Here is a 21,270-nt window from a genome sequence, read left to right as displayed (position 1 = left end):
AGTTATTGAGGTAAGATGTTGCGGGTCAGTCGCCTGCGACCCCCGCCTGTTTTCCGCGCCGCTTCTCGATAGCCCATTTGAGTAACGAAGCGCAGCGGTAAAATCCGTGGGCAAATTTTCCGTACGGGAGGGTTAAAAAGAGCGCCATCACCACGCCAAGATGGACAGCAAGCAGAACGCCCATCCACGTGGAATCCCTCCCTGCCAGCAGTCCCAGCCCTGTCAGGCTGGTCAACAGCAACAGCAAAATAAAACCGCGATCCATCGGTTTTTGTCGCGCGTCACCGTGCAGCGGCGAGCGCTTTACGTTCAGCCACAGCAAACCCGCAGGACCGATAATCAGACCTACCCCCCCGAGGGTGCCGAGGAGCACCGGCACGCTGAAAAACGGATAAGGGGCTTCCCACCCTGCAAAATAGTGATAGCCGGTCGCCACCACGGTGGCGGCGAAGCAGAGCATAAAACCGTAGAAGGTCAAGTGATGGAAGCGACGGCGCAGCAATGTAAAGGCATCATCGGCTTCGTTACACCCTTTGCCGTGTCCGCCGTCGAGGTACTTCAGCGTCAGGGCATTGTGCGTCGCTTCGGCAATTTCCACGGGCTGCGGCGCGCCGGGGGAGATCTCACGCCAGAAGCGGATCACGCCAGCCATCAACAACCCCATCGCCAGAATAAAGACGGAACCAAACATCCAGGCCAGCAGGTTATGCGGGAATATCTGGTAGAAGTCGCCAGCCAGCGGCGGGTGCAGCAAGGAGCCTTTCAGACTCATCGCCAACAACAGGAAGAAAATCAGCGCAAAGACCAGCGTTAGCGCGACGGTCATGCCCGCCCGGCGATACAACGCGCCAAACGCGGCGGGCCGGGCATAATGCTGATAGGTTTCGAGGCGCACTTCCGCCATCGCTTTCGGTACGTTAATGGCGAACTCATGAGGGGGCGCGTACTGACAGGCGTGCAGACAGGCGCCGCAGTTATGGCACAGGTTAGCCAGGTAGTTGATGTCCGCTTTGCCAAACTCAAGACGTTGAGTCATCGCCGGAAAGACGGCGCAAAAGCCTTCGCAGTAGCGGCAGGCGTTACAAACCTGCATCACCCGTTCCACTTCGGCTTCCGGTTCGGTAATGATTTGTGCCTCAATAATTAATTTCTCAAGCTGCTTCATGGTGCGCCTCCTTACGTGCGGCCTGGGCGGCTTCTTTACCGGCAATGCAGCCAAACGTGGTGCCAATCGACATGCCAACGCCAGCGGTATAGCCTTTGCCCAGCACATTGCCCGCCATCATTTCTCCGGCGACAAACAGGTTACGGCTGGGTTTTCCGGCGAAATGCACCGCCGCGCGTTCGTTCACTTTCAGACCGAGGTAGGTAAACGTGATCCCTGGCCGCAGGGCGTAGCCGTAATAAGGCGGCGTATCGAGAGGGCGTGCCCAGTGCGTTTTCGGCGGCGTTAACCCGCTGGTGGCGCAGTTATCCAGGACGGTGTGATCAAAGTGTCCAGGCTGGCAGGCCTGGTTGTATTGCCTGACGGTAGCGCTAAAACGTTGTGCATCCAGCCCCAGTTGGCAGGCCAGCTCTTCCAGCGTATTGGCCTGCGCGCCGGGGAATACCGGTGGCATAAAGTGACCAATGGCTTTGCTGTCGATAATGGAATAACCAATTTGCCCCGGCTGTTGGGCGACCAGGCGCCCCCAGATGGCATAGCGTTTCGGCCAGAAATCTTCGCCTTCATCATAAAAACGCGCTGCGTCGCGGTTGACCACCACGCCTAAAGAGACGCAGTCCACTCGCGTGCAGATCCCGCCGTCATACAGTGGCGCGCGGGCATCAATCGCCACGCAGTGCGACTGGGATGGATCGCCAATGATGTCGGCGCCGGCATCGATCATAAATTTAAGCAGGACACCCTGATTAAAGCGGGTGCCGCGGATGAGAAAATTATCGGCGGGCCATTCCCCACGCGCGTTTTGTCCCCAGGCTTCACGTAGCCATTCGCGATTGGACTCGAAACCGCCAGCGGCGAGTACACAGGTTCTGGCCTCGATGCGTTCATCGCCCGCCAGCGCGGCGACAAACTCGCCGTCATGTAACTCCAGCGCCTGTACCGGCGTGTTATAGCGGATGGTGACGCCGAGCGCCTCCGCGCTGCGATAATAGGCGTTGACCAGCGCCTTGCCGCCGCCCATGAAAAAGGCGTTCGTACGCGCAACGTGCAGTGCGCCTGATAACGGTGGCTGAAAATTCACACCGTGTTTGCGCATCCAGTCACGGCACTGCGAAGAGGTGCGGATCACCAGCCGTGCCAGCGCTTCGTTGGTATTGCCTTCTGTTACCCGCCAGAGATCCTGCCAGTACTCCTCTTCGGGATAACGGTCGACCAGCACATCCTGCGGCGCATCATGCATACAGCGCAAATTACGGGTGTGCTGTGAATTGCCACCGCGCCATTCGCGCGGCGCCGCTTCCAGCAGCAGCACCGACGCACCGGCCTCCCGGGCGGTTAAGGCGGCACACAGCGCGGCATTGCCGCCGCCAATCACCAGAACATCAACCATCGTAGACTCCATTACGCTTTAACAAATGTTAAATTTGTAATGAAAATGTATACGCATGGGTTGTGGGGGCGCTATGAGGTACTGCTAAAACCCTCTTTAGTTAAAGTAAAGGGTGGCGCCTGGCCAGCGGTCAGCCTCAACCAGTTCACGCATCACTTTACCCAGCACGACGCGAGCTGCCAGCCCCGCCGGGGTCAGTTCGTCATCCGATAAACTGACCAGAAAGTTGGGACGGCTGAGGACCGGATTATGGACGCCGATCACGCGCAGGTCGTCCTGGTCCAGTCGGGAAATCGCCGCGCCAGGTTGTAGGGTGGCGCCCAGACCGTCGCGGACCGCCCGCATCAGTAGCGTCAGACCGTCAATTTCCGCAACGATATCAACCTGCAGCGCGTGCTCTTGTGCGATAGCCTCCAGTCTGCCGCGCAGACCGTGGCCCTGACTGGGCATCACGAGGGGAATATTCGCCAGTTGAGCAGGCATGATGTTGTCTTCAGGGAATATAGCCAGCAGGGGATGGGGGCCGATCAGAAACAGCCGCTCTTCCAGAACCGGCTTCGCGCTCCAGCGCAGGATCTTCTCTTTCTGAAAGACGACCGCTAAATCAAGCTGGCGGGTGTTAATCATCCGCTCAAGATTGCCGGAGAGACTCTCCACGACGTGCAGCCGCACGTCAGCGTAGCTTTCCCGCATGGCGTTAATAAACGGAATGCCCAACACCGATGCCGTACTGGGTGCCATACCGACGCTAACGTGGCCGGATAACCGCGCCTCACGCGCAGCAAGAATGGCGTCGTCGGCATGCCGTAGCGCCAGTTGCGCCTGAGAATAAAAGGCCAGCCCCGCGTTAGTGGGCGTGACGCCGCGCGACGTTCGTTGCAGCAGGCGGATGGCGAGTTCACTTTCCAGACGTGTCATTTGTTGGCTCAGCGCCGAGACGCCAATGTCGAGATCCAGCGCGGCGCTACCCATGCTGCCGGTTTCAACAATACGAACAAAATAACGTAACTGGCGAAGTTCCATTTCGATTCTCCGGACAGGTCAGGGAAGGGAATTTTTACATTAAAGCAACACGGGCGGGGAGGGAAGGAAAACGGCGGGATCGCGCCCACAAAAAAGCCAGCCCGCAGGCTGGCTTTCATCAAGCGTAAAATTATTTGCCGTCGTGCGCGTGTTCGTCTTCGCGGCAGTCGCCTTCGGCGCAATGGCCATAAAGATAGAGGCTGTGGTTCGTTAAACGAATACCGTGCTTCGCCGCAATCTCACGCTGACGGGCTTCAATCGAATCATCACTAAATTCAATCACTTTGCCACAATCGAGGCAAATAAGGTGATCGTGATGATGCTGCTGGGTCAGCTCAAAAACGGATTTGCCGCCTTCAAAATTGTGGCGGGTTACGATACCGGCGTCATCAAACTGGTTCAGCACGCGATAGACGGTCGCCAGACCAATTTCTTCACCCATGTCGATCAGTCGTTTGTATAAATCTTCCGCACTGACGTGATGGTTATCCGGTTCCTGAAGCACTTCCAGAATCTTTAAACGTGGAAGCGTTACTTTCAGGCCAGCCTTCTTTAATGCGGTATTGTTGTCAGTCATGCGGAATCTGTCCTGTTGCTAAACGATTCACTTCATACGAGAAGTGACAGAAATTGCATTCGAGATAATGCCTCTCATTATAGGACTGCCATCCTTAAATGAAAACTGCAAGCCTCGGGCAAATGTTAATAAAAACGTGGTATTGCCTGGAAATGAGAGCGCCACCTAATAACTCCCGCACATTGTACAGGGATGGGCAAGAAAGTTACAAATTTGTAGCAATTATTTTGATTGGTTTTGTCTATTGATGCGGCGCAAATGGTCTTTGCGCCGCACGGTCATCAGGCGTTGATGATTTCATCCAGGTGCAGTTCTTCAGAAATCTGCTTAACCCATTTCTCAACGCGCTCGGCGGTCAGTTCTGGCTGGCGATCTTCGTCAATGGCCAGACCGACAAAGTGATCGTCATCGGCCAGGCCTTTCGACGCTTCAAAATGATAACCCGCGGTCGGCCAGTGACCGACGATGGTCGCGCCGCGCGGCTTAATGATGTCGCGGATAGTGCCTAACGCGTCGCAGAAATATTCCGCGTAATCTTCCTGGTCGCCGCAGCCGAACAGCGCCACCAGCTTGCCGTTGAAATCAATCTCTTCCAGAGTCGGGAAGAAGTCGTCCCAGTCACACTGCGCTTCGCCATAGTACCAGGTCGGGATACCAAGCAGCAGGATGTCATAGCCTTCAAGATCTTCTTTGCTGCTTTTTGCAATGTCATGCACGTCGGCAACATCTTTACCAAGCTGTTTTTGAATCATTTTTGCGATATTTTCGGTGTTCCCGGTGTCGCTGCCGAAAAAAATGCCAGTGATTGCCATGAGTAAAGTAACCTCTTGAAACTTATTGAAATGGTGGGGGCAAATTGCCCACAGATAAGGGCAATCATAGCAGAACAGTCAGGTATGCGGAAATAGCAAACGCACGCGAGTGCACTCCCTGCTACATGAAAGTGATAAATTGTGCGGGTTTCAGACTGAACCCTGGCGTCGCAACGTCGCCAGTTGGCTCATCAGGATTTCTTCGATCAGCTCGCTGCGGCTGATGTCGCGCGATTCCGCCAGTTCATTCAGGGCGTCGACGGCTTCCGCGTTGAGCTTAAGTTCAACACGTTTCAGGCCACGAACTTTGTCGCGTTTAAGCTGGTTGCGCTTGTTAATGCGCAGCTGTTCATCGCGTGAAAGCGGATTGGTTTTAGGTCGTCCCGGGCGACGCTCGTGCGCGAACAGATCTAATGTCGTACGGTCCGTTTGTTCTTTGGCCATGATTTTGGTGACTTCGGGGAAACAATCAGCCAGGCCTCTGCCCGGATGGATAGCGCGCCATCATACATCAGCGGATGGGGCACGCCAACGTTCGCGCGCGCAATCGCGCGCGGACGCTGAGTTTTTAATCAGTTTGCGCTGTCGTTCAGATAACGACGAATGGCGCGCAGCACTGCGTCAGGTTTTTCGGCATGAACCCAGTGGCCTGCGCCCGCGATGACATGCGCGCGCGCCTGTGGGAATTGCGCGAGCAGGTCGTCGCGATACGCCTCGGTGACGTAAGGGGAGTTGCCGCCAGGGATAAACAGCGCCGGGCGATCCCAGGCTGGAATCGGCTGCCAGCCGACAATATGCGGATACTGATCCCACAGCGCCGGCACGTTAAAGCGCCATTCGCCGTCAACGTACGACTTCAGCAGAAACTGAATCACGCCCTCTTCTCTGAGATGGTCGCGCATGACGGCAGCCGCCTCCTTGCGCGTTGTGGCCTGAGACGCCCTCACGGCGTTAATCGCCGCGAAAATCTCATCGTGGCGTCGTACCTTATAATCTACCGGGGCGATGTCGATCGCCACCAGACGATCGATGCGTTCCGGAGCCAGCGCGGTCAGGGCCATCACCGCCTTGCCGCCCATCGAGTGGCCAATAAACGTGGCTTTTTCGATCTGCTGCGCATCCAGAGTGTCGAGCAGATCCTGCGCCATCGCCGGATATGTCATCAGCGGATCGCGGGGCGAGAGGCCGTGGTTACGCATATCGACCTGGAGGATATCGTGATCGCTGACCAGCTCGCGGGCCAGCACGCCGAGATTGTCCAGGCTGCCAAACAGACCGTGAACGAGGACGATGGGAGAATTATTGTGCAGGTTTTGTGCAGTTTGCGCTCGGATATTCAATTTCATGGCAAAGTTCTTTTTTTCGCTCTGTCGGGTTAGGGTATTATGTTGACCATTCTGCCACTGGGCTGCAACTGATACGGTTTACTCCGAGTTTTTTGTTCAGCCAGGTTTGACGCTATCCGCTGTTGGGATTTGCTCCTATAATTCCAACGATTTGTATTCAGATCAGTTATGACACCGCACTGGATTAAGATGAAAACGATTGAAGTTGATGATGAACTCTACAGCTATATTGCCAGCCACACCAAGCATATCGGCGAGAGCGCGTCCGACATTTTACGGCGTATGTTGAAGTTTTCCGCCGCATCGCAGCCCGTCGCGTCGGCGACAAAAGAGGCACGCGCCGCGCAGCCTGTGAGCGCAGAAGTGAAACCCGTCAATCCCGTCAAAGACAAAGTGCGCGCTATGCGTGAGCTGCTGCTGTCCGATGAATATGCGGAACAGAAAAAAGCGGTGAATCGCTTTATGCTGGTGCTGTCTACACTTTACTCACTGGATCACCAGGCGTTTGCCGATGCCACCGACTCGCTGCATGGTCGCACTCGCGTCTATTTCGCGGCGGATGAACAGACGCTGCTGAAAAACGGCAATCAGACCAAGCCGAAACATGTGCCTGGCACGCCGTACTGGGTGATCACGAACACCAACACCGGCCGTAAATGCAGCATGGTCGAACACATCATGCAGTCAATGCAATTCCCGGCGGAATTGATTGAGAAGGTTTGCGGAACAATTTAATGCTTGCATAAAAGGACCAGGCAATGGCAATCCACAACCGTGCAGGTCAACCTGCGCAACAAAGTGATTTGATTAACGTCGCCCAACTGACGGCGCAATATTATGTACTGAAACCCGAGGCAGGGAATGCCGAGCACGCGGTGAAGTTCGGTACCTCCGGACACCGCGGCAGTGCAGGTCGCCATAGCTTCAACGAGCCGCACATTCTGGCGATTGCCCAGGCTATCGCCGAAGAACGTGCGAAAAACGGTATCACCGGCCCTTGCTATGTGGGGAAAGATACCCACGCGCTGTCCGAACCGGCGTTTATCTCGGTGCTGGAAGTGCTGGCGGCCAACGGTGTCGACGTGATTGTTCAGGAGAACAACGGTTTTACCCCGACGCCTGCGGTGTCGAACGCTATCCTGGTTCACAATAAAAAAGGGGGGGCGCTGGCGGACGGTATTGTCATCACGCCGTCTCACAACCCGCCGGAAGACGGCGGCATCAAATACAACCCGCCGAACGGCGGCCCGGCAGATACCAACGTCACGAAAGTGGTGGAAGACCGCGCAAATGCGCTGCTGGCCGACGGTCTGAAGGGCGTGAAGCGCATTTCTCTCGATGCGGCGATGGCGTCTGGTCACGTCAAAGAGCAGGATCTGGTGCAGCCGTTTGTGGAAGGGCTGGCGGAAATTGTTGATATGGCCGCCATTCAGAAAGCGGGCCTGACGCTGGGCGTCGATCCGCTGGGCGGTTCCGGTATTGAATACTGGAAGCGTATTGCGGAGCACTACAAGCTCAACCTGACCCTCGTGAACGATCAGGTGGATCAGACCTTCCGCTTTATGCACCTGGACAAAGACGGCGCGATCCGCATGGACTGCTCCTCGGAGTGCGCGATGGCTGGCCTGCTGGCGCTACGTGATAAGTTTGATCTGGCGTTTGCCAACGACCCGGACTATGACCGTCACGGTATCGTCACGCCGGCGGGGCTGATGAACCCGAACCACTATCTGGCGGTCGCTATCAATTATCTGTTCCAGCACCGTCCGCAGTGGGGCAAAGAGGTGGCGGTGGGTAAAACGCTGGTTTCCTCGGCAATGATTGACCGCGTGGTCAACGATCTGGGCCGCAAACTGGTCGAAGTGCCGGTGGGCTTCAAATGGTTTGTTGACGGCCTGTTTGACGGTAGCTTTGGCTTTGGCGGTGAAGAAAGCGCGGGCGCATCGTTCCTGCGTTTCGACGGTACGCCGTGGTCCACCGATAAAGACGGGATCATCATGTGCCTGCTGGCGGCGGAAATTACCGCCGTCACCGGTAAAAACCCGCAGGAACACTACAACGAACTGGCGGCGCGTTTCGGCGCGCCAAGCTATAACCGCCTGCAGGCGGGCGCAACCTCTGCGCAAAAAGCTGCGTTGTCGAAGCTGTCGCCGGAAATGGTCAGCGCCAGCACGCTGGCAGGTGATCCGATCACCGCGCGCCTGACCGCGGCGCCGGGCAACGGCGCGGCGATCGGCGGTCTGAAAGTGATGACGGAAAACGGCTGGTTTGCCGCGCGTCCATCCGGTACGGAAGACGCCTATAAAATCTATTGCGAAAGTTTCCTCGGCGAAGAACATCGCAAGCAGATCGAAAAAGAAGCGGTTGAAATTGTCAGCGAAGTGCTGAAAAACGCCTGATGCGTCAGGCGTTACCGACAAATGAAAAGGCGCCGTAAGGCGCCTTTTTTGTCTCAGGATGGGGGCTAACTTACCCGTGCTTATTCTTCAGCTCAAAGCGCGGCGATACCAGTCCGTATAGCGTCCAGCCGAGGAAGGTGACAATCGAGCCATACAGCATCGCTTCTTCCCCCGACGAGTAGAGCGCGTAGAAGCTGTACATCGCGCCAACAAACGCCACGAAGTTTGCCATTTTCGCTTTCGCTGGCGGGACGTTCGCCACCCGCTGAATAATCACCAGCGCGGCCATCGACAGGATATACGGAATAATATTGGTGACCACCGCCAGGTTGACCAGCACATTAAACTGGCTGTTCAGCGACGGGCTAATGGTCATCAGCGAGAGTCCGCTCTGAATAATCACGATAGTCAGCATCCCCTGTACCGGCGCATCGACCTTAGTCACCCGCGAGAAGATTTTCGGGAAATAGCCTTCATCGGCAGAGGATTTAAACACCTGAGCGATGGTGAACTGCCAGCCCAACAGGGAACCGCAGCAGGACATGATCATCAGCGCCATGATCACTTTCCCCACTTCCGGCGTGAACATCTGGGCAAACGCCAGACCAAACGGGGCCGTGGAGTTGGCCAGGTCCATGTTCGGCACAATCCCGGCAATCACGTTGGTGGAGACGATGTAAATCACCGCTGCGCCAAGCGTACCGCCAAGAACCGCTATCGGCACGTTGCGTTCAGGGTTATCCACCACTTCCGCGTTAGCGCAGGCGGACTCCAGGCCGAGGAAAGCCCACAGCGTCATGGCGATAGACGACCCGACGGCGGTAAAGAACGGCACGTGATGCGGGTTCCATGAGTTCGCGTACAGCGTCGGACTGAACCAGAACCAGCCGATGATGCACAGGCCAACCACCGGAATGATCACCCCCCAGACCGTAATACTGCTGATCTGCCCGGTAATCCGCGCGCCGCCGAAGTTGGCAACCGTACAGATCCACAGAACGCCGATGGTGGCGAGGCCAATCTGCACCGGCGTGAGCGTCGCGCCGAACAGCTCGGTCCCGTAGCCCACCGCGGAAATGGCAATCGCCACGTTGGCGATTAACAGCGACACCCCATAGGTATAGTTGGCCATAAAGTTGCCGGACTTGCCAAATGCATACTCCGCGTAGCCGCCCATGCCGCCAGATTTGCGGCTGAACATGCCGCACTTGGCGAACGCCCAGGCCAGCGCCATGGATCCGACAGCGGTGACCAGCCAGGAGATAATCGAAATGGTGCCGACCTCCGCCAGCTTGGTCGGTAGCATGATGATCCCGGAGCCCATCATGTTGACCATCGTCAGAATGGTAAGCTGCATCACGCCCATTTTGTTGGCTTTGGCTTTACTCATAATGTTTCTCCTTTCAGCAGACCGTCATGCTCTTGTCGCGCTTTGATCACGTAGCACCACACCTGCTTACGACCATCACATTCTTCGATGTAGACCCCCTGCAGCTCCGGCGCAAAGCCCGGCAGCAGGTTGATCCCTTCCTCCAGCGCGCTGAAATAGCGCAGCACCGCGCCGCCCCAGACTTCGCCGGGCACGACGCACAGCACCCCCGGCGGGTAAGGCAACGCGCCTTCCGCGGCAATACGGCCTTCGGCTTCCGGCAGCGGCACCAGTTCCACCTCGCCGCGCAGATAGGCGTAATTTGCCTCCTGCGGATTCATGCTGACGCGTGGGAAATGCGCTTTACGGAACATCTCTTTTTGCAACTGCTTAACGTTGTGGCGCGCGTACAGGTCGTGCATCTCCTGGCACAGCTGGCGCAGGCTGTATCCGGCGTAGCGTGCTTCATGCTGCTTGTAGATGGAGGGCAGTACGTCGGCCAGCGGCGCGTCGGACGCCAGCAGTTTTTCGAAACGCACCAGCAGTGCGACAAGCTGCTGCAATTTCGCCATGTCTTCTGCCGGGGTCAGCAGAAACAGGATCGAGTTGAGATCGCATTTTTCCGGTACGACGCCGTTTTCGCGCAGGAAGTTGGCGAGAATGGTGGCCGGAACGCCAAAGTCGTCATATTCGCCGGTCCGCGCATTAATGCCCGGGGTGGTTAACAGCAGCTTGCAGGGGTCGACAAAATACTGATGCTCTGCGTAGCCTTCGAACGCGTGCCAGCTTTCGCCGGGTACAAAGTGGAAGAAACGCAGATCGCTGGCGATAGTCGCCGTTGGCCAGACATGCCACGGTTTCCCGTCCACCGTTTCCGGGACAAACGGACGGATATACTGACAGTTCTCAAGGATCAGCTTGCGGGCGTCGATGCCGTTCGCCACGCAGTCCATCCACATATTGCGGCCGCTGGCGCCCTCGTGCATTTTGGCGTTGATATCCAGCGCTGCGAACAGCGGATAAAACGGGCTGGTGGAGGCATGCATCATAAAGGCGTTATTCATGCGCTTATGCGGCACATAACGTGACTGCCCCTTGATATGACTGTCTTTTTTATGGATCTGCGAGGTCTGGGAGAAGCCAGCCTGTTGTTTATGCACCGACTGGGTCACCAGAATGCCCGGATCGTTTTCGTTCAGTTCCAGCAGCAGCGGTGAGCAGTCCGCCATCATCGGAATAAACTGTTCATAGCCGACCCACGCGGAGTCAAACAGAATGTAGTCGCACAGATGACCAATCTTATCCACCACCTGACGGGCGTTATAAATGGTGCCGTCGTAGGTACCCAACTGAATCACCGCCAGGCGGAACGGACGCGCATCGTGGGCGCGCTGAGGCGCGACTTCGCCGATCAGTTCCCGCAGATAACGCTCTTCAAAGCAGTGGGCGTCGATCCCACCGATAAAACCATACGGGTTACGCGCGGTCTCCAGATATACCGGGGTGGCGCCCGCCTGCAATAATGCGCCGTGATGGTTTGACTTGTGGTTGTTACGATCGAACAGCACCAGGTCACCCGGCGTCAGCAGCGCGTTGAGCACCACTTTGTTCGATGATGACGTTCCATTCAGCACAAAATAAGTTTTATCGGCGTTAAACACTTTTGCCGCGTGCTGCTGGGCGACGCACGGCGCGCCTTCGTGGATCAGCAGGTCGCCCATCGCCACGTCAGCGTTGCACAGATCGGCGCGGAAAAGCGTTTCGCCAAAATACTCAACGAACTGGTTGCCAGCAGGATGGCGACGGAAAAACTCGCCGCCCTGGTGTCCGGGGCAGTCAAAGGCGCTGTTACCCTGGTTAACGTAATCGACCAGCGCACGGAAGAACGGTGGACGTAACTGCGTTTCATAGTGGCTCGCCGCAGTTTCCAGTTGTCGACCATAATAGACGCTACGGGCTTCATGGCACTCGAAAACACCCGAGATACGCGGCAGGAATTCCGCCGGGACGCGCTCTTCATTTTCGGTCGCGACAAACACCGGGATACCGTAGCCGGTGGCGTCAATTTCTTCGAGTTTACCTCGTTCAATATCATTGACCGATAACACGACCGCCGCCACGTCAATAAAATGGGTTTCATCCACATTTACAATATTACGCTGCGTTGAGAAGCAGTCGGGGCAGGAACGGCTTACGGCAATTTTTAATTCAGACATGTTCATCTCTTTATTTCAGGTAATAGCAGGTCCTCAATTTCTCAAATGAGAAACTGATAGCGCCGGAATAAAAGCAAAGTCCATCCCCTGATAAATAAAATCAGTGAATTGCTTTTTTTAGGATGCAAAAAACCTTACCTGTCCGGTTACAGGCAAATTCAGGTTTACGCAGTGTGAGCACTTGGAGATACAGGCGCAGGCCTGTGATACAGCGAGTCAGGAAGACCTGTATGCTGACGTGCCCATAGTCGAACGACTAACGGGCGTTAAAGAAATGAAAGTCAAAACTATTACGGTGGGCAAACATCATAATATGTGTTGTTCGCCTGATATGGGGCATTAAGCGGTTATTGTTTTCCATTTTGGTTACCTTTCCTTTATCAGTAGAAGGTGAGGGTATTTTATCCAGGAAAACAGTCCGATCCGTGAAGGAGATCAACAAAAAACGATCATTCGCAAAATATTTAGTCGTTTTTTATGCATGATGGCAGATAAGATATCAAAATGTGTTTTATATGTTATAGATTTGTGTTTTGTTATTTTTTGTGAGAATAAACTTATGCCGCCATAATTATTATTAAGGCAGTGCGGTATATTAAAAATTAATTTTTAGAATTATTTAAAAATAATGAATAACCATTCATGGCATAAAACGATAGCCAATGCCGGTTTCGGTGATGAAATGCCGGGGACGGGCCGGATCCTGCTCCAGCTTTTGCCGCAGGTGACCCATATAAATACGCAGATAGTGGCTATGTTCGACCGCGTTCGGCCCCCAAACCTGATTCAACAGCTGCCGTTGGGTTAACACTTTTCCCGGATTGTTGAGCATGACGGCCAGCAGGCGGAACTCAATCGGCGTAAGGTGAATTTCACTTTCGCCGCGATGAATCAGATGCGCGGCGAGATCCACCACGATGTCGGAAAAGCGGACAACTGGATCAGGGGAAGGGGTTGCGGCATGACGGCGCAGGGCCACGCGCAGACGCGCCTGCAGTTCGCCAATACCAAAAGGTTTACTCAGATAGTCATCCGCGCCCGCGTCAAGGGCGGCAATTTTATCGTTTTCTTCGCTGCGGGCAGAAAGCACGATCACCGGGACGGCGCTCCACTGCCGCAGATCGCGGATGAAATCGATGCCGTCGCCATCCGGCAGGCCAAGATCGAGAATAATAAGATCCGGTTTCCGCGTGGCTGCCTCCAGCAGTCCACGCTGCAGGGTTTCCGCTTCGAATACACGCAGTCCGTCGCCTTCCAGCGCGCTGCGCAGAAAACGGCGAATGGCCTGTTCATCTTCTACAATCAGAACGTTTGTCACATATCCTCATGAAAATCATCAAGTTCTGGTGGCGCTTCTTGCTTCAGTGTAACACGAAAACAGGCGCCGCCCTGGGGGCGATTATAGACGGCAATGGCGCCGCCGTGCACTTCAACAATCGCCCGACAGATCGCCAGTCCCAGCCCGACGCCGGGTACCGCGGTCTCTTTATTACCTCTGGCGAATTTGTCGAAGATCGGCTGCTGCTGTTCCTCGGGGATCCCCGGTCCGTTGTCCCACACGTCAAGCAGCAGTTGGTCGCCTTCGACATGGGCGTCAATGCCGATCTCCGCTTGCGGTCCGGCATACTTAATGGCGTTTTCCAGCAGATTGATCAGGACCCGTTCAAACAGCGGGCCATCAACATGGATCAACGTCAGCGGGGCTGGCAGGGAGAGATTGACCGGGTGAAGTAACCCCGGCTCCAGCATTTTCAGCGCGCTGCCCACCACTTCTTCCAGCGTCAGCCACTCTTTTTTCAGGTTAAAGCCGCCTGACTGAATGCGCGCCATATCCAGCAGATTATTCACCAACCGGGTGGTATTCAGCACATGCTGACGAATTTCACTGGCCTGCTTCGCGTGCGCGGAACCTTCGCTGGCCAGATCGAGGGTGAGAATTTCCGCCTGGCCAAACAGCACCGTCAGCGGAGTGCGCAGATCGTGAGAGAGCGCAGCGAGCAGGGCGTTACGCAGGCTTTCCCGCTCGCTGGTCAGACGCGCCTGTTCTTCACTGGCAGTGAGCGTCAGGCGCTCGAGGGCGTTCGCCACCAGCAGCGTAAAGGTTTCCAGCAGGCGCTGTTGTTCAGGGATCATCAGTTGTCGCAGGTTTCCCGGCTCGACGATCGCCAGCCCGTACGTTTTGTCCGCGCTGCGCAATGGCAGGATCTGGTACGGCACGCCGGGAAGGGTATCGGTGCCCGCGCCAGCCGGTTGGCCCTTGTCAAAGCTCCAGCGGGCGATCGCATCGTCCCAGGGCGTCATGCCCCTGGCGTGGGTCAGCGGCGTCAGACTGCCTTGCGCATCCGGTAACAGAATCTGGCTGCGGGCGTGAAACGTGGAAGCGATAAATTGCTCGCTGGTGACGGCAATATCTTTCTCGCTGCGGTCCATCGCCAGCGCTTTCGACATTTCATACAGATGACGGGTACGTTGTTCCCGATAACGCGCCACGCGCGCCTGGTAGCGCACCCCAGCGGTGAGATTCCCCACCACCAGGCCCACCGTGAGCATCACCCCGAAGGTCAACAGATACTGAACGTCGGATACCGCGAGCGTGCCGCGCGGGGCAATAAAGAACAGGTCAAAGCTGACCACGCTGATCACGGTAGAAAATACCGACGGCCAGCGGCCATAAAAAAGAGAGATAACCACCACGCCCAGCAGATACAGCATCACCAGGTTGGCGGCGTCGAAGGCCGCCAGCCACTGGCTGGCAATGAATGTCGTCAGCGCGCAAAGGGCGACGGCGACCAGACAGCCCTGAATTTGCACCCGCCATTTGTCCTTAAAACTGCGGGTATCCGGCAGGGCGGAGAGTGGGCGTAGCGGCGACTCGTCCAGCGCGACAATCATAACGTCCAGTTCCGGCGCGCGTTTCGCCAGCCGGTCCGCGAAAGACGCTTTGTGCCACCAGCGCCGTCCCGGTGGGCGTCCCAGCACGATTTTGCCCAGGTTATGCTCGCGGGCATAGCGAACCACCGCTTTCTCTTCACGGGGATCGGAAAGGGTGGCCGTTTCCGCCCCCAACTCCTGCGCCAGCCTCAGGGCGCTGAGAATGTCCCGCCACTGCTTTTCCGGTAAACGGTGCAGGGCGGGCGTCTCGACGTACACCGCATGCCAGACGCTGCCCAGCCGGGACGCCAGACGCGCGGCGGTGCGCACCAGCTTTTCGCTGCCGGTATTGTGTCCAATGCACAACAGAATGGCGTCGCGTGTGTGCCAGACTTTTTCCTCGCCGGGGCGTCCCCGCCAGGCGCGCATTTGATCGTCCACCCGGTCGGCGGTGCGCCGCAGGGCCAGTTCGCGCAGGGCGATGAGATTGCCTTTGCGAAAGAAATGTTCAATGGCGCGTTCGGCCTGACCGGCGATATACACTTTGCCTTCCTTCAGGCGCTGGCGAAGATCGTCAGGTGGCAGGTCGACCAGCACCACTTCGTCGGCGGCGTCAAAGAAAGGGTCCGGAACGGTTTCGCGCACCTGGATACCGGTGACGCCGCTGACGACATCATTGAGACTTTCCAGGTGCTGGACATTCACGGTGGTGAACACATCGATACCGGCTTCAAGCAGTTCTTCAATGTCCTGCCAGCGTCGCGGATGACGTGAGCCAGGCGCGTTGCTGTGCGCCAGTTCGTCCATCAGTATCAGCGCCGGACGGCGGGCGAGGGCGGCGTCGAGATCGAACTCGCTGATGTGACGCCCGCGATGCGCCTGGCGTTTCAGCGGTAAAATCGCCAGCCCCTCCAGCAGGGCGGCGGTCTCTTTGCGTCCGTGGGTTTCCACCACCCCAATCAGAACATCCAGCCCCTGGGCGCGCAAACGTTGCGCTTCGGCCAGCATTGCCCAGGTTTTCCCGACGCCCGCGCAGGCGCCGAAGAAAATTTTCAGTTTTCCCCGGTGCGGCGCCGCCGTCTGCTCCAGCAGACGATCGGGATCCGGGCGGAGCGGTTCTTCATTAACCATCAGAGCTTATCCAGCGCTAAATTCAGTTCCACGAGATTGACCACTGGCTGGCCGAGGTAGCCAATCGGCGGCGTTTGGGTATAGTTTGCGACCAGTTGCCTCACCGTTTCAACGCGTAAATTGCGCGCGTTGGCGACACGCGGGATCTGCCAGGCGACGGCGGCCGGACTCAGGTTGTTATCCAGACCGCTGGCGGACGCCGTGACCAGTTCAACCGGCACCGTAGCGCTGGCCTGCGGGTTGGCGGCGCGCAGGGCGGCTATCCGTTGCTGGATCTGCTGATCCAGCTCAGGATTGCTGACGGCAAGGTTGCTGCCGCCAGACGCCATCGGATTATAAGGCATGTCGGCGGTAGCGGAAGGGCGACCGTGGAAATATCCTTCCGCCGTAAAGTTTTGCCCGATAAGCCTAGAGCCGCGCACGATGTTATTGTCAATAATCAGCGAGCCGTTGGCCTGCGGCGCAAACCACCACTGTCCCAGTGTGGTGGTCAGCAGCGGGTAAACCCCGCCGGTCAACAGCATCAGAAAAATCAGCGTCGACAAGAATGGACGTAGTTGATTCATATATCCCTCACACCAGACCCAGCAGGGTCAGCAGAACATCAATGATTTTGATTCCGATAAACGGCACCAGCAGACCGCCGAGACCGTAAATCCACAGGTTGCGGCGCAGCATCGCAGAGGCGGAGAGCGGTTTGTAGCGCACGCCTCTCAGCGCCAGGGGGATCAAAAAGACAATGATCAACGCATTAAAAATGACCGCGCTGAGAATCGCGGAATCCGGCGAATGCAAACGCATAATATTCAGTGCATTAAGCTGCGGGTACGTTGCGGCAAAGGCAGCCGGAATAATCGCGAAGTATTTCGCCACGTCGTTAGCGATACTGAAAGTTGTCAGGGAACCGCGTGTCATCAGCATCTGTTTGCCGATATGCACCACTTCAATCAGCTTGGTGGGGTTAGAATCGAGATCGACCATATTACCCGCTTCTTTCGCCGCCTGGGTGCCGGAGTTCATCGCCACCGCGACGTCAGCCTGAGCCAGCGCTGGCGCGTCGTTGGTGCCGTCCCCGGTCATCGCCACCAGGCGTCCTTCCGCCTGATACTGGCGAATCAGCGCCAGCTTGGCTTCCGGCGTGGCTTCGGCGAGGAAGTCATCCACCCCCGCCTCGGCGGCGATGGCGGCGGCGGTCAGACGGTTGTCGCCGGTGATCATCACCGTTTTAATGCCCATTTTGCGCAGTTGGGCGAAACGTTCTTTTATGCCGCCTTTGACAATATCTTTAAGCGCGATAACCCCCAGTACGCGTGCGCCTTCCACGACCACCAGCGGCGTGGCGCCCAGGCGGGCGACGCTGTCCACTTTTTGCTCGACATCAGGCGGGAACTGCCCGCCGTTAGCCTCGACGTGGCGGCGAATCGCATCCACCGATCCTTTACGGATCATCCGGTTATCGATGTTAATACCGCTCATCCTGCTCTGGGCAGTGAACGGGACGAAAGTGGCATGCAGCGACTGCACGTCGCGCTCGCGCAGATTAAAACGCTGCTTGGCGAGGATAACGATACTGCGGCCTTCCGGCGTTTCGTCCGCTAACGAAGAAAGCTGCGCCGCGTCCGCCAGCGTGCGTTCATCCACGCCGCTGGCTGGCAGAAACTGTGACGCCTGACGGTTGCCGAGGGTGATGGTGCCGGTTTTATCCAGCAACAAGACATCCACATCGCCCGCTGCTTCCACTGCACGTCCGCTGGTGGCGATAACGTTCGCGCCGAGCATCCGGCTCATGCCGGCCACGCCGATCGCGGAGAGCAATCCGCCGATGGTGGTCGGGATCAGGCACACCAGCAGCGCCACCAGTACGGTCACGGTCACCGGATGGCCGCCCCAGGCGGAAAACGGCCACAGCGTTGCCGTTGCCAGCAAAAAGACGAGGGTAAGGGCAATCAGCAGGATGGTCAGGGCGATTTCGTTTGGCGTCTTACGACGCTGCGCGCCTTCGACCATGGCGATCATCCGGTCGAGGAAGGTTTCGCCTGGATTGACGCTGCATTCGATTACCAGCCAGTCGGAGAGGATACGCGTCCCGCCGGTGACCGAGGCGAAGTCGCCGCCGGATTCACGGATCACCGGCGCAGACTCGCCGGTAATGGCGCTCTCATCCACCGACGCGCCGCCTTCAATGACTTCGCCATCGCAGGGAATGATATCGCCGGCTTCCACGAGGACGATATCGCCTTTACGCAGTTGGTCCGCCGCCACACGATCGCTTTGCGCGCCGTATTTCGGCTCGCGCAGTTTGCGGGCGAAGGCGGTTTTTTTCACCCCTTTCAGGCTGTTGGCTTGGGCTTTACTGCGTCCTTCCGCCAGCGCTTCGGCAAAATTAGCGAACAGCACGGTGATCCATAACCACAGGGCGATCGCGCCGGTAAACCGCGCGCTGCCAGGCATCTGCCCGCCAGCCATCGCGATGGCTATCAGGGTAGTCAGCAGGCTGCCGATCCAGACGATAAACATCACCGGATTGCGCCACTGGGTATGGGGGCTTAATTTTTTCACGGCGTCCATCAGCGCCTGAGCGACCAATGACGGTTCGAAAAGCGCCTGTTGTTTGCGACTCATAGTCATGTGCTCCGTGCTCAGCGTAAGGAAAGGTGTTCAGCCACTGGGCCAAGCGCCAGTGCAGGAATAAAGGTCAGCGCGCCGACTAACAGTACGGTGCCAATCAGCAGCCCGACAAACAGCGCGTCGTGGGTCGCCAGCGTACCCGGGCTGGCAGGCTGGCGCTGTTTCACCGCCAGCGAACCGGCAATCGCCAGGACCGGAATAATCACCCCGAAGCGACCGACAAACATGCAGAAGGCCAGCAGACAGTTCCAGAACGGTGAGTTCGCGCTCAGACCGGCAAAGGCGCTGCCGTTGTTATTGGCTGCCGAGGAGACCGCATACAACACTTCGCTAAAGCCGTGAGGGCCGGGGTTAAGCATGCCGCTGCGTCCCGCCTCGGTCATCATCGCCAGCGCGCTGCCGATCAGGACCAGCGCGGGGGTAACGAGAATCGCCAGCGCGGTCATTTTCATTTCGCGCACGTCGATCTTTTTACCGAGATACTCCGGCGTGCGGCCAATCATCAGGCCGGCAATGAATACCGCCAGCATCACGAACAGCAGCATACCGTAGAGGCCTGAGCCGACGCCGCCGAACACCACTTCACCGATCTGCATCAACCACATGGGCACCATCCCGCCCAGCGCAGTAAAGGAGTCATGCATGGCAATGACCGCTCCGCAGGACGCGGCGGTGGTGACCACGGCAAACAGACTGCTGACCAGAATGCCAAAGCGGCTCTCTTTCCCCTCCATATTCAGGCTGCTGTCGGCGCCGTATTGCAGCAGATGCGGGTTACCCTGCACCTCCGCCCACATCACTACCGCCACGCAGACGATAAAAATCAGCGACATTGCCCACAGCAGCATTCGCCCCTGGCGGCGATCGCCTGCCGCGTCGCCAAACGCAAAGCACAGTGCCGCCGGAATCAAAAAGATCGCCAGCATCTGCACCAGATTGGTCAGCGCGGTCGGGTTTTCAAACGGATGCGCCGAGTTAGCGTTAAAGAAGCCGCCGCCGTTGGTGCCCAGCATTTTTATCGCTTCCTGAGAGGCGACGGGTCCCATTGGCAGGGACTGTTGCACCCCTTCGAGGGTGGTGAACGGCTGATACGGCAGCAGGTTTTGCAGCGCCCCTTGCTGAATAAAGAACAGCGCGATGAGTAACGCGAGGGGGAACAGGATCCACAAGGTAATACGTACCAGATCGACCCAGGCATTACCCAGGGTGCTGGCGCTCTGACGGACAAATCCGCGTATCAGCGCGAACACGACGGCAATCCCGGTGGCCGCTGACAAAAAGTTTTGTACTGTCAGGCCGACCATCTGGCTGAAATAGCTAAGGGTCGTTTCTCCGCCGTAAGCCTGCCAGTTGGTATTGGTGACAAAACTTATTGCCGTATTGAGCGCCAGATGCCATGACAGGCCCGGCAACTGCTGCGGATTTAACGGCAAGCGCTGTTGACACATCAGCATGACGAACAGCGCCGCCAGCCCCAACACATTCAGCGCGAGAATAGCCAGCACATACTGCCGGGCGTTCATTTCCCGTTGGGAAATCCCCAGCGCCCGCCAGAGCAGACGCTCAATGCCTGCTGTGCCCGGAAGCGGCGTATCGTTAATCAAACGCGCCAGTCCGACTCCCAGGGGTCTGGCAAGTAAGAACAGCATCGCTAAGAACGTGGCAATAAGTAGAAATCCCTGCGCAGCCATCAGAATGCCTCCGCGTTGATTAACGCATATACCAGATAACCTAATAATAAGAAAATCAGTACGATACCGATTATCACGCCTGCACTCACAGTGCACCTCCAGTGGCATAATGGTGATAATCAAAGGGTAAATATCTGCCTGCAAAGATTTCGCAAAAATTGGCGGGTAAGGTGTAAAAAAAGTATAAAAATGGCAGAGACCATTATTTAACTAATGATTAGTATTAATTTAACTTTTATGTAACTTAATTACGTAATGAAGGTAAATAAAGCCTAAACCGCTAAAAATAAGTGGTCGGATGAGTAGTAAAATTACAGGCAAGGCGGTACAATTTTCATCAGATAACCAAATTCATTTTCACGGTGCAATTCACCGAAGATATAAAAGGGGAGAAAGTATGGGACTCTATAAAGATTATCCCGCGCATGTTGTGTTCTTACGCCGTACTTTCGCCGTGTTGGCGGGAGTCCTGGCGCTGCCGGTCATGCTGTTCTGGAAAGATCGCGCCCGTTTTTACAGCTACCTGCACCGCGTCTGGTCGAAAACCAGCGACAAGCCGGTGTGGATGGACCAGGCAGAAAAAGCGACCTGCGATTTTTACTGATCATTGACCGACAAAAAAACCGCCAACAGTCATGTGGCGGTTTTTTTA

At 56.7% G+C, this 21,270-nt stretch carries 19 protein-coding genes; 3 read left to right on the top strand and 16 right to left on the bottom strand.

Annotated elements, in window-relative coordinates; all coding sequences use genetic code 11:
- Positions 1 to 25: 25 nt before the first annotated feature.
- The 7 genes from tcuB to ybfF all read right to left on the bottom strand — a co-directional run bounded on the left by tcuB (position 26) and on the right by ybfF (position 6,313).
- On the bottom strand, positions 26 to 1,165 hold the full coding sequence (gene tcuB, locus HVX72_RS14940; protein WP_060568897.1) for a tricarballylate utilization 4Fe-4S protein TcuB: 1,140 nt from the start codon (positions 1,163 to 1,165) through the stop codon (positions 26 to 28).
- Positions 1,152 to 2,555, bottom strand: coding sequence for an FAD-dependent tricarballylate dehydrogenase TcuA (gene tcuA / locus HVX72_RS14935; protein ID WP_060568896.1), 1,404 nt, complete (start codon positions 2,553 to 2,555; stop codon positions 1,152 to 1,154). Before tcuA ends, tcuB begins: the two co-directional genes overlap by 14 nt.
- A 96-nt stretch (positions 2,556 to 2,651) precedes the next feature.
- Complete coding sequence (gene tcuR / locus HVX72_RS14930; RefSeq protein WP_181821781.1) at positions 2,652 to 3,578, bottom strand: tricarballylate utilization LysR family transcriptional regulator TcuR; 927 nt, start codon at positions 3,576 to 3,578, stop codon at positions 2,652 to 2,654.
- Between the two features lie 130 nt (positions 3,579 to 3,708).
- Positions 3,709 to 4,155, bottom strand: coding sequence for a ferric iron uptake transcriptional regulator (gene fur / locus HVX72_RS14925; protein ID WP_042285420.1), 447 nt, complete (start codon positions 4,153 to 4,155; stop codon positions 3,709 to 3,711).
- Between the two features lie 281 nt (positions 4,156 to 4,436).
- On the bottom strand, positions 4,437 to 4,967 hold the full coding sequence (gene fldA / locus HVX72_RS14920; RefSeq protein ID WP_181821780.1) for a flavodoxin FldA: 531 nt from the start codon (positions 4,965 to 4,967) through the stop codon (positions 4,437 to 4,439).
- Positions 4,968 to 5,117: 150 nt separating this feature from the next.
- Positions 5,118 to 5,411 (bottom strand): LexA regulated protein, encoded by a 294-nt coding sequence (ybfE, locus tag HVX72_RS14915; RefSeq protein WP_042285416.1) that lies wholly within the window; start codon positions 5,409 to 5,411, stop codon positions 5,118 to 5,120.
- 128 nt (positions 5,412 to 5,539) lie between these two features.
- Positions 5,540 to 6,313 carry an esterase gene (gene ybfF, locus HVX72_RS14910; protein WP_181821779.1) on the bottom strand — a complete coding sequence of 258 codons (774 nt, stop codon included), beginning with the start codon at positions 6,311 to 6,313 and terminating at the stop codon, positions 5,540 to 5,542.
- A gap of 189 nt (positions 6,314 to 6,502) precedes the next feature.
- On the opposite strand from ybfF, the gene seqA reads away from it, so the two are divergent.
- Positions 6,503 to 7,048 carry a replication initiation negative regulator SeqA gene (gene seqA, locus HVX72_RS14905; protein ID WP_042285411.1) on the top strand — a complete coding sequence of 182 codons (546 nt, stop codon included), beginning with the start codon at positions 6,503 to 6,505 and terminating at the stop codon, positions 7,046 to 7,048.
- 23 nt (positions 7,049 to 7,071) lie between these two features.
- Complete coding sequence (gene pgm, locus HVX72_RS14900; RefSeq protein ID WP_060568893.1) at positions 7,072 to 8,712, top strand: phosphoglucomutase (alpha-D-glucose-1,6-bisphosphate-dependent); 1,641 nt, start codon at positions 7,072 to 7,074, stop codon at positions 8,710 to 8,712.
- 70 nt (positions 8,713 to 8,782) lie between these two features.
- Here pgm and potE read toward each other — a convergent pair whose 3' ends face one another.
- The 9 genes from potE to kdpF form a co-directional block, all read right to left on the bottom strand.
- Positions 8,783 to 10,102, bottom strand: coding sequence for a putrescine-ornithine antiporter (gene potE, locus HVX72_RS14895; protein WP_042285407.1), 1,320 nt, complete (start codon positions 10,100 to 10,102; stop codon positions 8,783 to 8,785).
- A complete protein-coding gene (gene speF / locus HVX72_RS14890) occupies positions 10,099 to 12,297 on the bottom strand; it encodes an ornithine decarboxylase SpeF (protein ID WP_181821778.1) in 2,199 nt (732 codons plus the stop codon). Before speF ends, potE begins: the two co-directional genes overlap by 4 nt.
- Before the next feature lie 256 nt (positions 12,298 to 12,553).
- Positions 12,554 to 12,658 carry a leader peptide SpeFL gene (speFL, locus tag HVX72_RS14885; protein WP_106875989.1) on the bottom strand — a complete coding sequence of 35 codons (105 nt, stop codon included), beginning with the start codon at positions 12,656 to 12,658 and terminating at the stop codon, positions 12,554 to 12,556.
- A gap of 279 nt (positions 12,659 to 12,937) precedes the next feature.
- Positions 12,938 to 13,615: a two-component system response regulator KdpE gene (gene kdpE, locus HVX72_RS14880; RefSeq protein ID WP_042285405.1), complete on the bottom strand. Its 678-nt coding sequence runs from the start codon at positions 13,613 to 13,615 to the stop codon at positions 12,938 to 12,940.
- Complete coding sequence (kdpD, locus tag HVX72_RS14875; RefSeq protein ID WP_181821777.1) at positions 13,612 to 16,299, bottom strand: two-component system sensor histidine kinase KdpD; 2,688 nt, start codon at positions 16,297 to 16,299, stop codon at positions 13,612 to 13,614. The genes kdpE and kdpD overlap by 4 nt, the downstream gene beginning before the upstream one ends.
- Entirely contained in the window at positions 16,299 to 16,865 is a 567-nt protein-coding gene (kdpC, locus tag HVX72_RS14870; protein ID WP_042285401.1) for a potassium-transporting ATPase subunit KdpC, read from the bottom strand. Before kdpC ends, kdpD begins: the two co-directional genes overlap by 1 nt.
- 7 nt (positions 16,866 to 16,872) lie before the next feature.
- Complete coding sequence (gene kdpB / locus HVX72_RS14865) at positions 16,873 to 18,921, bottom strand: potassium-transporting ATPase subunit KdpB (RefSeq protein ID WP_060568891.1); 2,049 nt, start codon at positions 18,919 to 18,921, stop codon at positions 16,873 to 16,875.
- A gap of 17 nt (positions 18,922 to 18,938) precedes the next feature.
- The gene (gene kdpA, locus HVX72_RS14860; protein ID WP_181821776.1) at positions 18,939 to 20,618 is read right to left on the bottom strand and encodes a potassium-transporting ATPase subunit KdpA; all 1,680 of its coding nucleotides are present in this window, start codon (positions 20,616 to 20,618) and stop codon (positions 18,939 to 18,941) included.
- Positions 20,618 to 20,707: a K(+)-transporting ATPase subunit F gene (gene kdpF / locus HVX72_RS14855; protein WP_042285393.1), complete on the bottom strand. Its 90-nt coding sequence runs from the start codon at positions 20,705 to 20,707 to the stop codon at positions 20,618 to 20,620. Before kdpF ends, kdpA begins: the two co-directional genes overlap by 1 nt.
- 308 nt (positions 20,708 to 21,015) lie before the next feature.
- Here kdpF and HVX72_RS14850 point away from each other — a divergent pair, with 308 nt between their 5' ends.
- Entirely contained in the window at positions 21,016 to 21,222 is a 207-nt protein-coding gene (locus HVX72_RS14850; RefSeq protein WP_042285391.1) for a YbfA family protein, read from the top strand.
- The last annotated feature ends 48 nt before the right edge of the window (positions 21,223 to 21,270 follow it).

The organism is Citrobacter sp. RHB21-C05, assembly GCF_013889015.1.
Taxonomy (GTDB): domain Bacteria; phylum Pseudomonadota; class Gammaproteobacteria; order Enterobacterales; family Enterobacteriaceae; genus Citrobacter_A; species Citrobacter_A sedlakii.
The sequence above is the reverse complement of the archived record's forward strand: the minus strand, read 5'-3'. Positions and strand labels throughout refer to the sequence as shown.

Bases quoted from the DNA above. Each gene is read 5' to 3' on its own strand.
- tcuB (WP_060568897.1), bottom strand. From the start codon at position 1,165: ATGAAGCAGCTTGAGAAATTAATTATTGAGGCACAAATCATTACCGAA.
- tcuA (WP_060568896.1), bottom strand. From the start codon at position 2,555: ATGGTTGATGTTCTGGTGATTGGCGGCGGCAATGCCGCGCTGTGTGCC.
- tcuR (WP_181821781.1), bottom strand. From the start codon at position 3,578: ATGGAACTTCGCCAGTTACGTTATTTTGTTCGTATTGTTGAAACCGGC.
- fur (WP_042285420.1), bottom strand. From the start codon at position 4,155: ATGACTGACAACAATACCGCATTAAAGAAGGCTGGCCTGAAAGTAACG.
- fldA (WP_181821780.1), bottom strand. From the start codon at position 4,967: ATGGCAATCACTGGCATTTTTTTCGGCAGCGACACCGGGAACACCGAA.
- ybfE (WP_042285416.1), bottom strand. From the start codon at position 5,411: ATGGCCAAAGAACAAACGGACCGTACGACATTAGATCTGTTCGCGCAC.
- ybfF (WP_181821779.1), bottom strand. From the start codon at position 6,313: ATGAAATTGAATATCCGAGCGCAAACTGCACAAAACCTGCACAATAAT.
- seqA (WP_042285411.1), top strand. From the start codon at position 6,503: ATGAAAACGATTGAAGTTGATGATGAACTCTACAGCTATATTGCCAGC.
- pgm (WP_060568893.1), top strand. From the start codon at position 7,072: ATGGCAATCCACAACCGTGCAGGTCAACCTGCGCAACAAAGTGATTTG.
- potE (WP_042285407.1), bottom strand. From the start codon at position 10,102: ATGAGTAAAGCCAAAGCCAACAAAATGGGCGTGATGCAGCTTACCATT.
- speF (WP_181821778.1), bottom strand. From the start codon at position 12,297: ATGTCTGAATTAAAAATTGCCGTAAGCCGTTCCTGCCCCGACTGCTTC.
- speFL (WP_106875989.1), bottom strand. From the start codon at position 12,658: ATGGAAAACAATAACCGCTTAATGCCCCATATCAGGCGAACAACACAT.
- kdpD (WP_181821777.1), bottom strand. From the start codon at position 16,299: ATGGTTAATGAAGAACCGCTCCGCCCGGATCCCGATCGTCTGCTGGAG.
- kdpC (WP_042285401.1), bottom strand. From the start codon at position 16,865: ATGAATCAACTACGTCCATTCTTGTCGACGCTGATTTTTCTGATGCTG.
- kdpB (WP_060568891.1), bottom strand. From the start codon at position 18,921: ATGAGTCGCAAACAACAGGCGCTTTTCGAACCGTCATTGGTCGCTCAG.
- kdpA (WP_181821776.1), bottom strand. From the start codon at position 20,618: ATGGCTGCGCAGGGATTTCTACTTATTGCCACGTTCTTAGCGATGCTG.
- HVX72_RS14850 (WP_042285391.1), top strand. From the start codon at position 21,016: ATGGGACTCTATAAAGATTATCCCGCGCATGTTGTGTTCTTACGCCGT.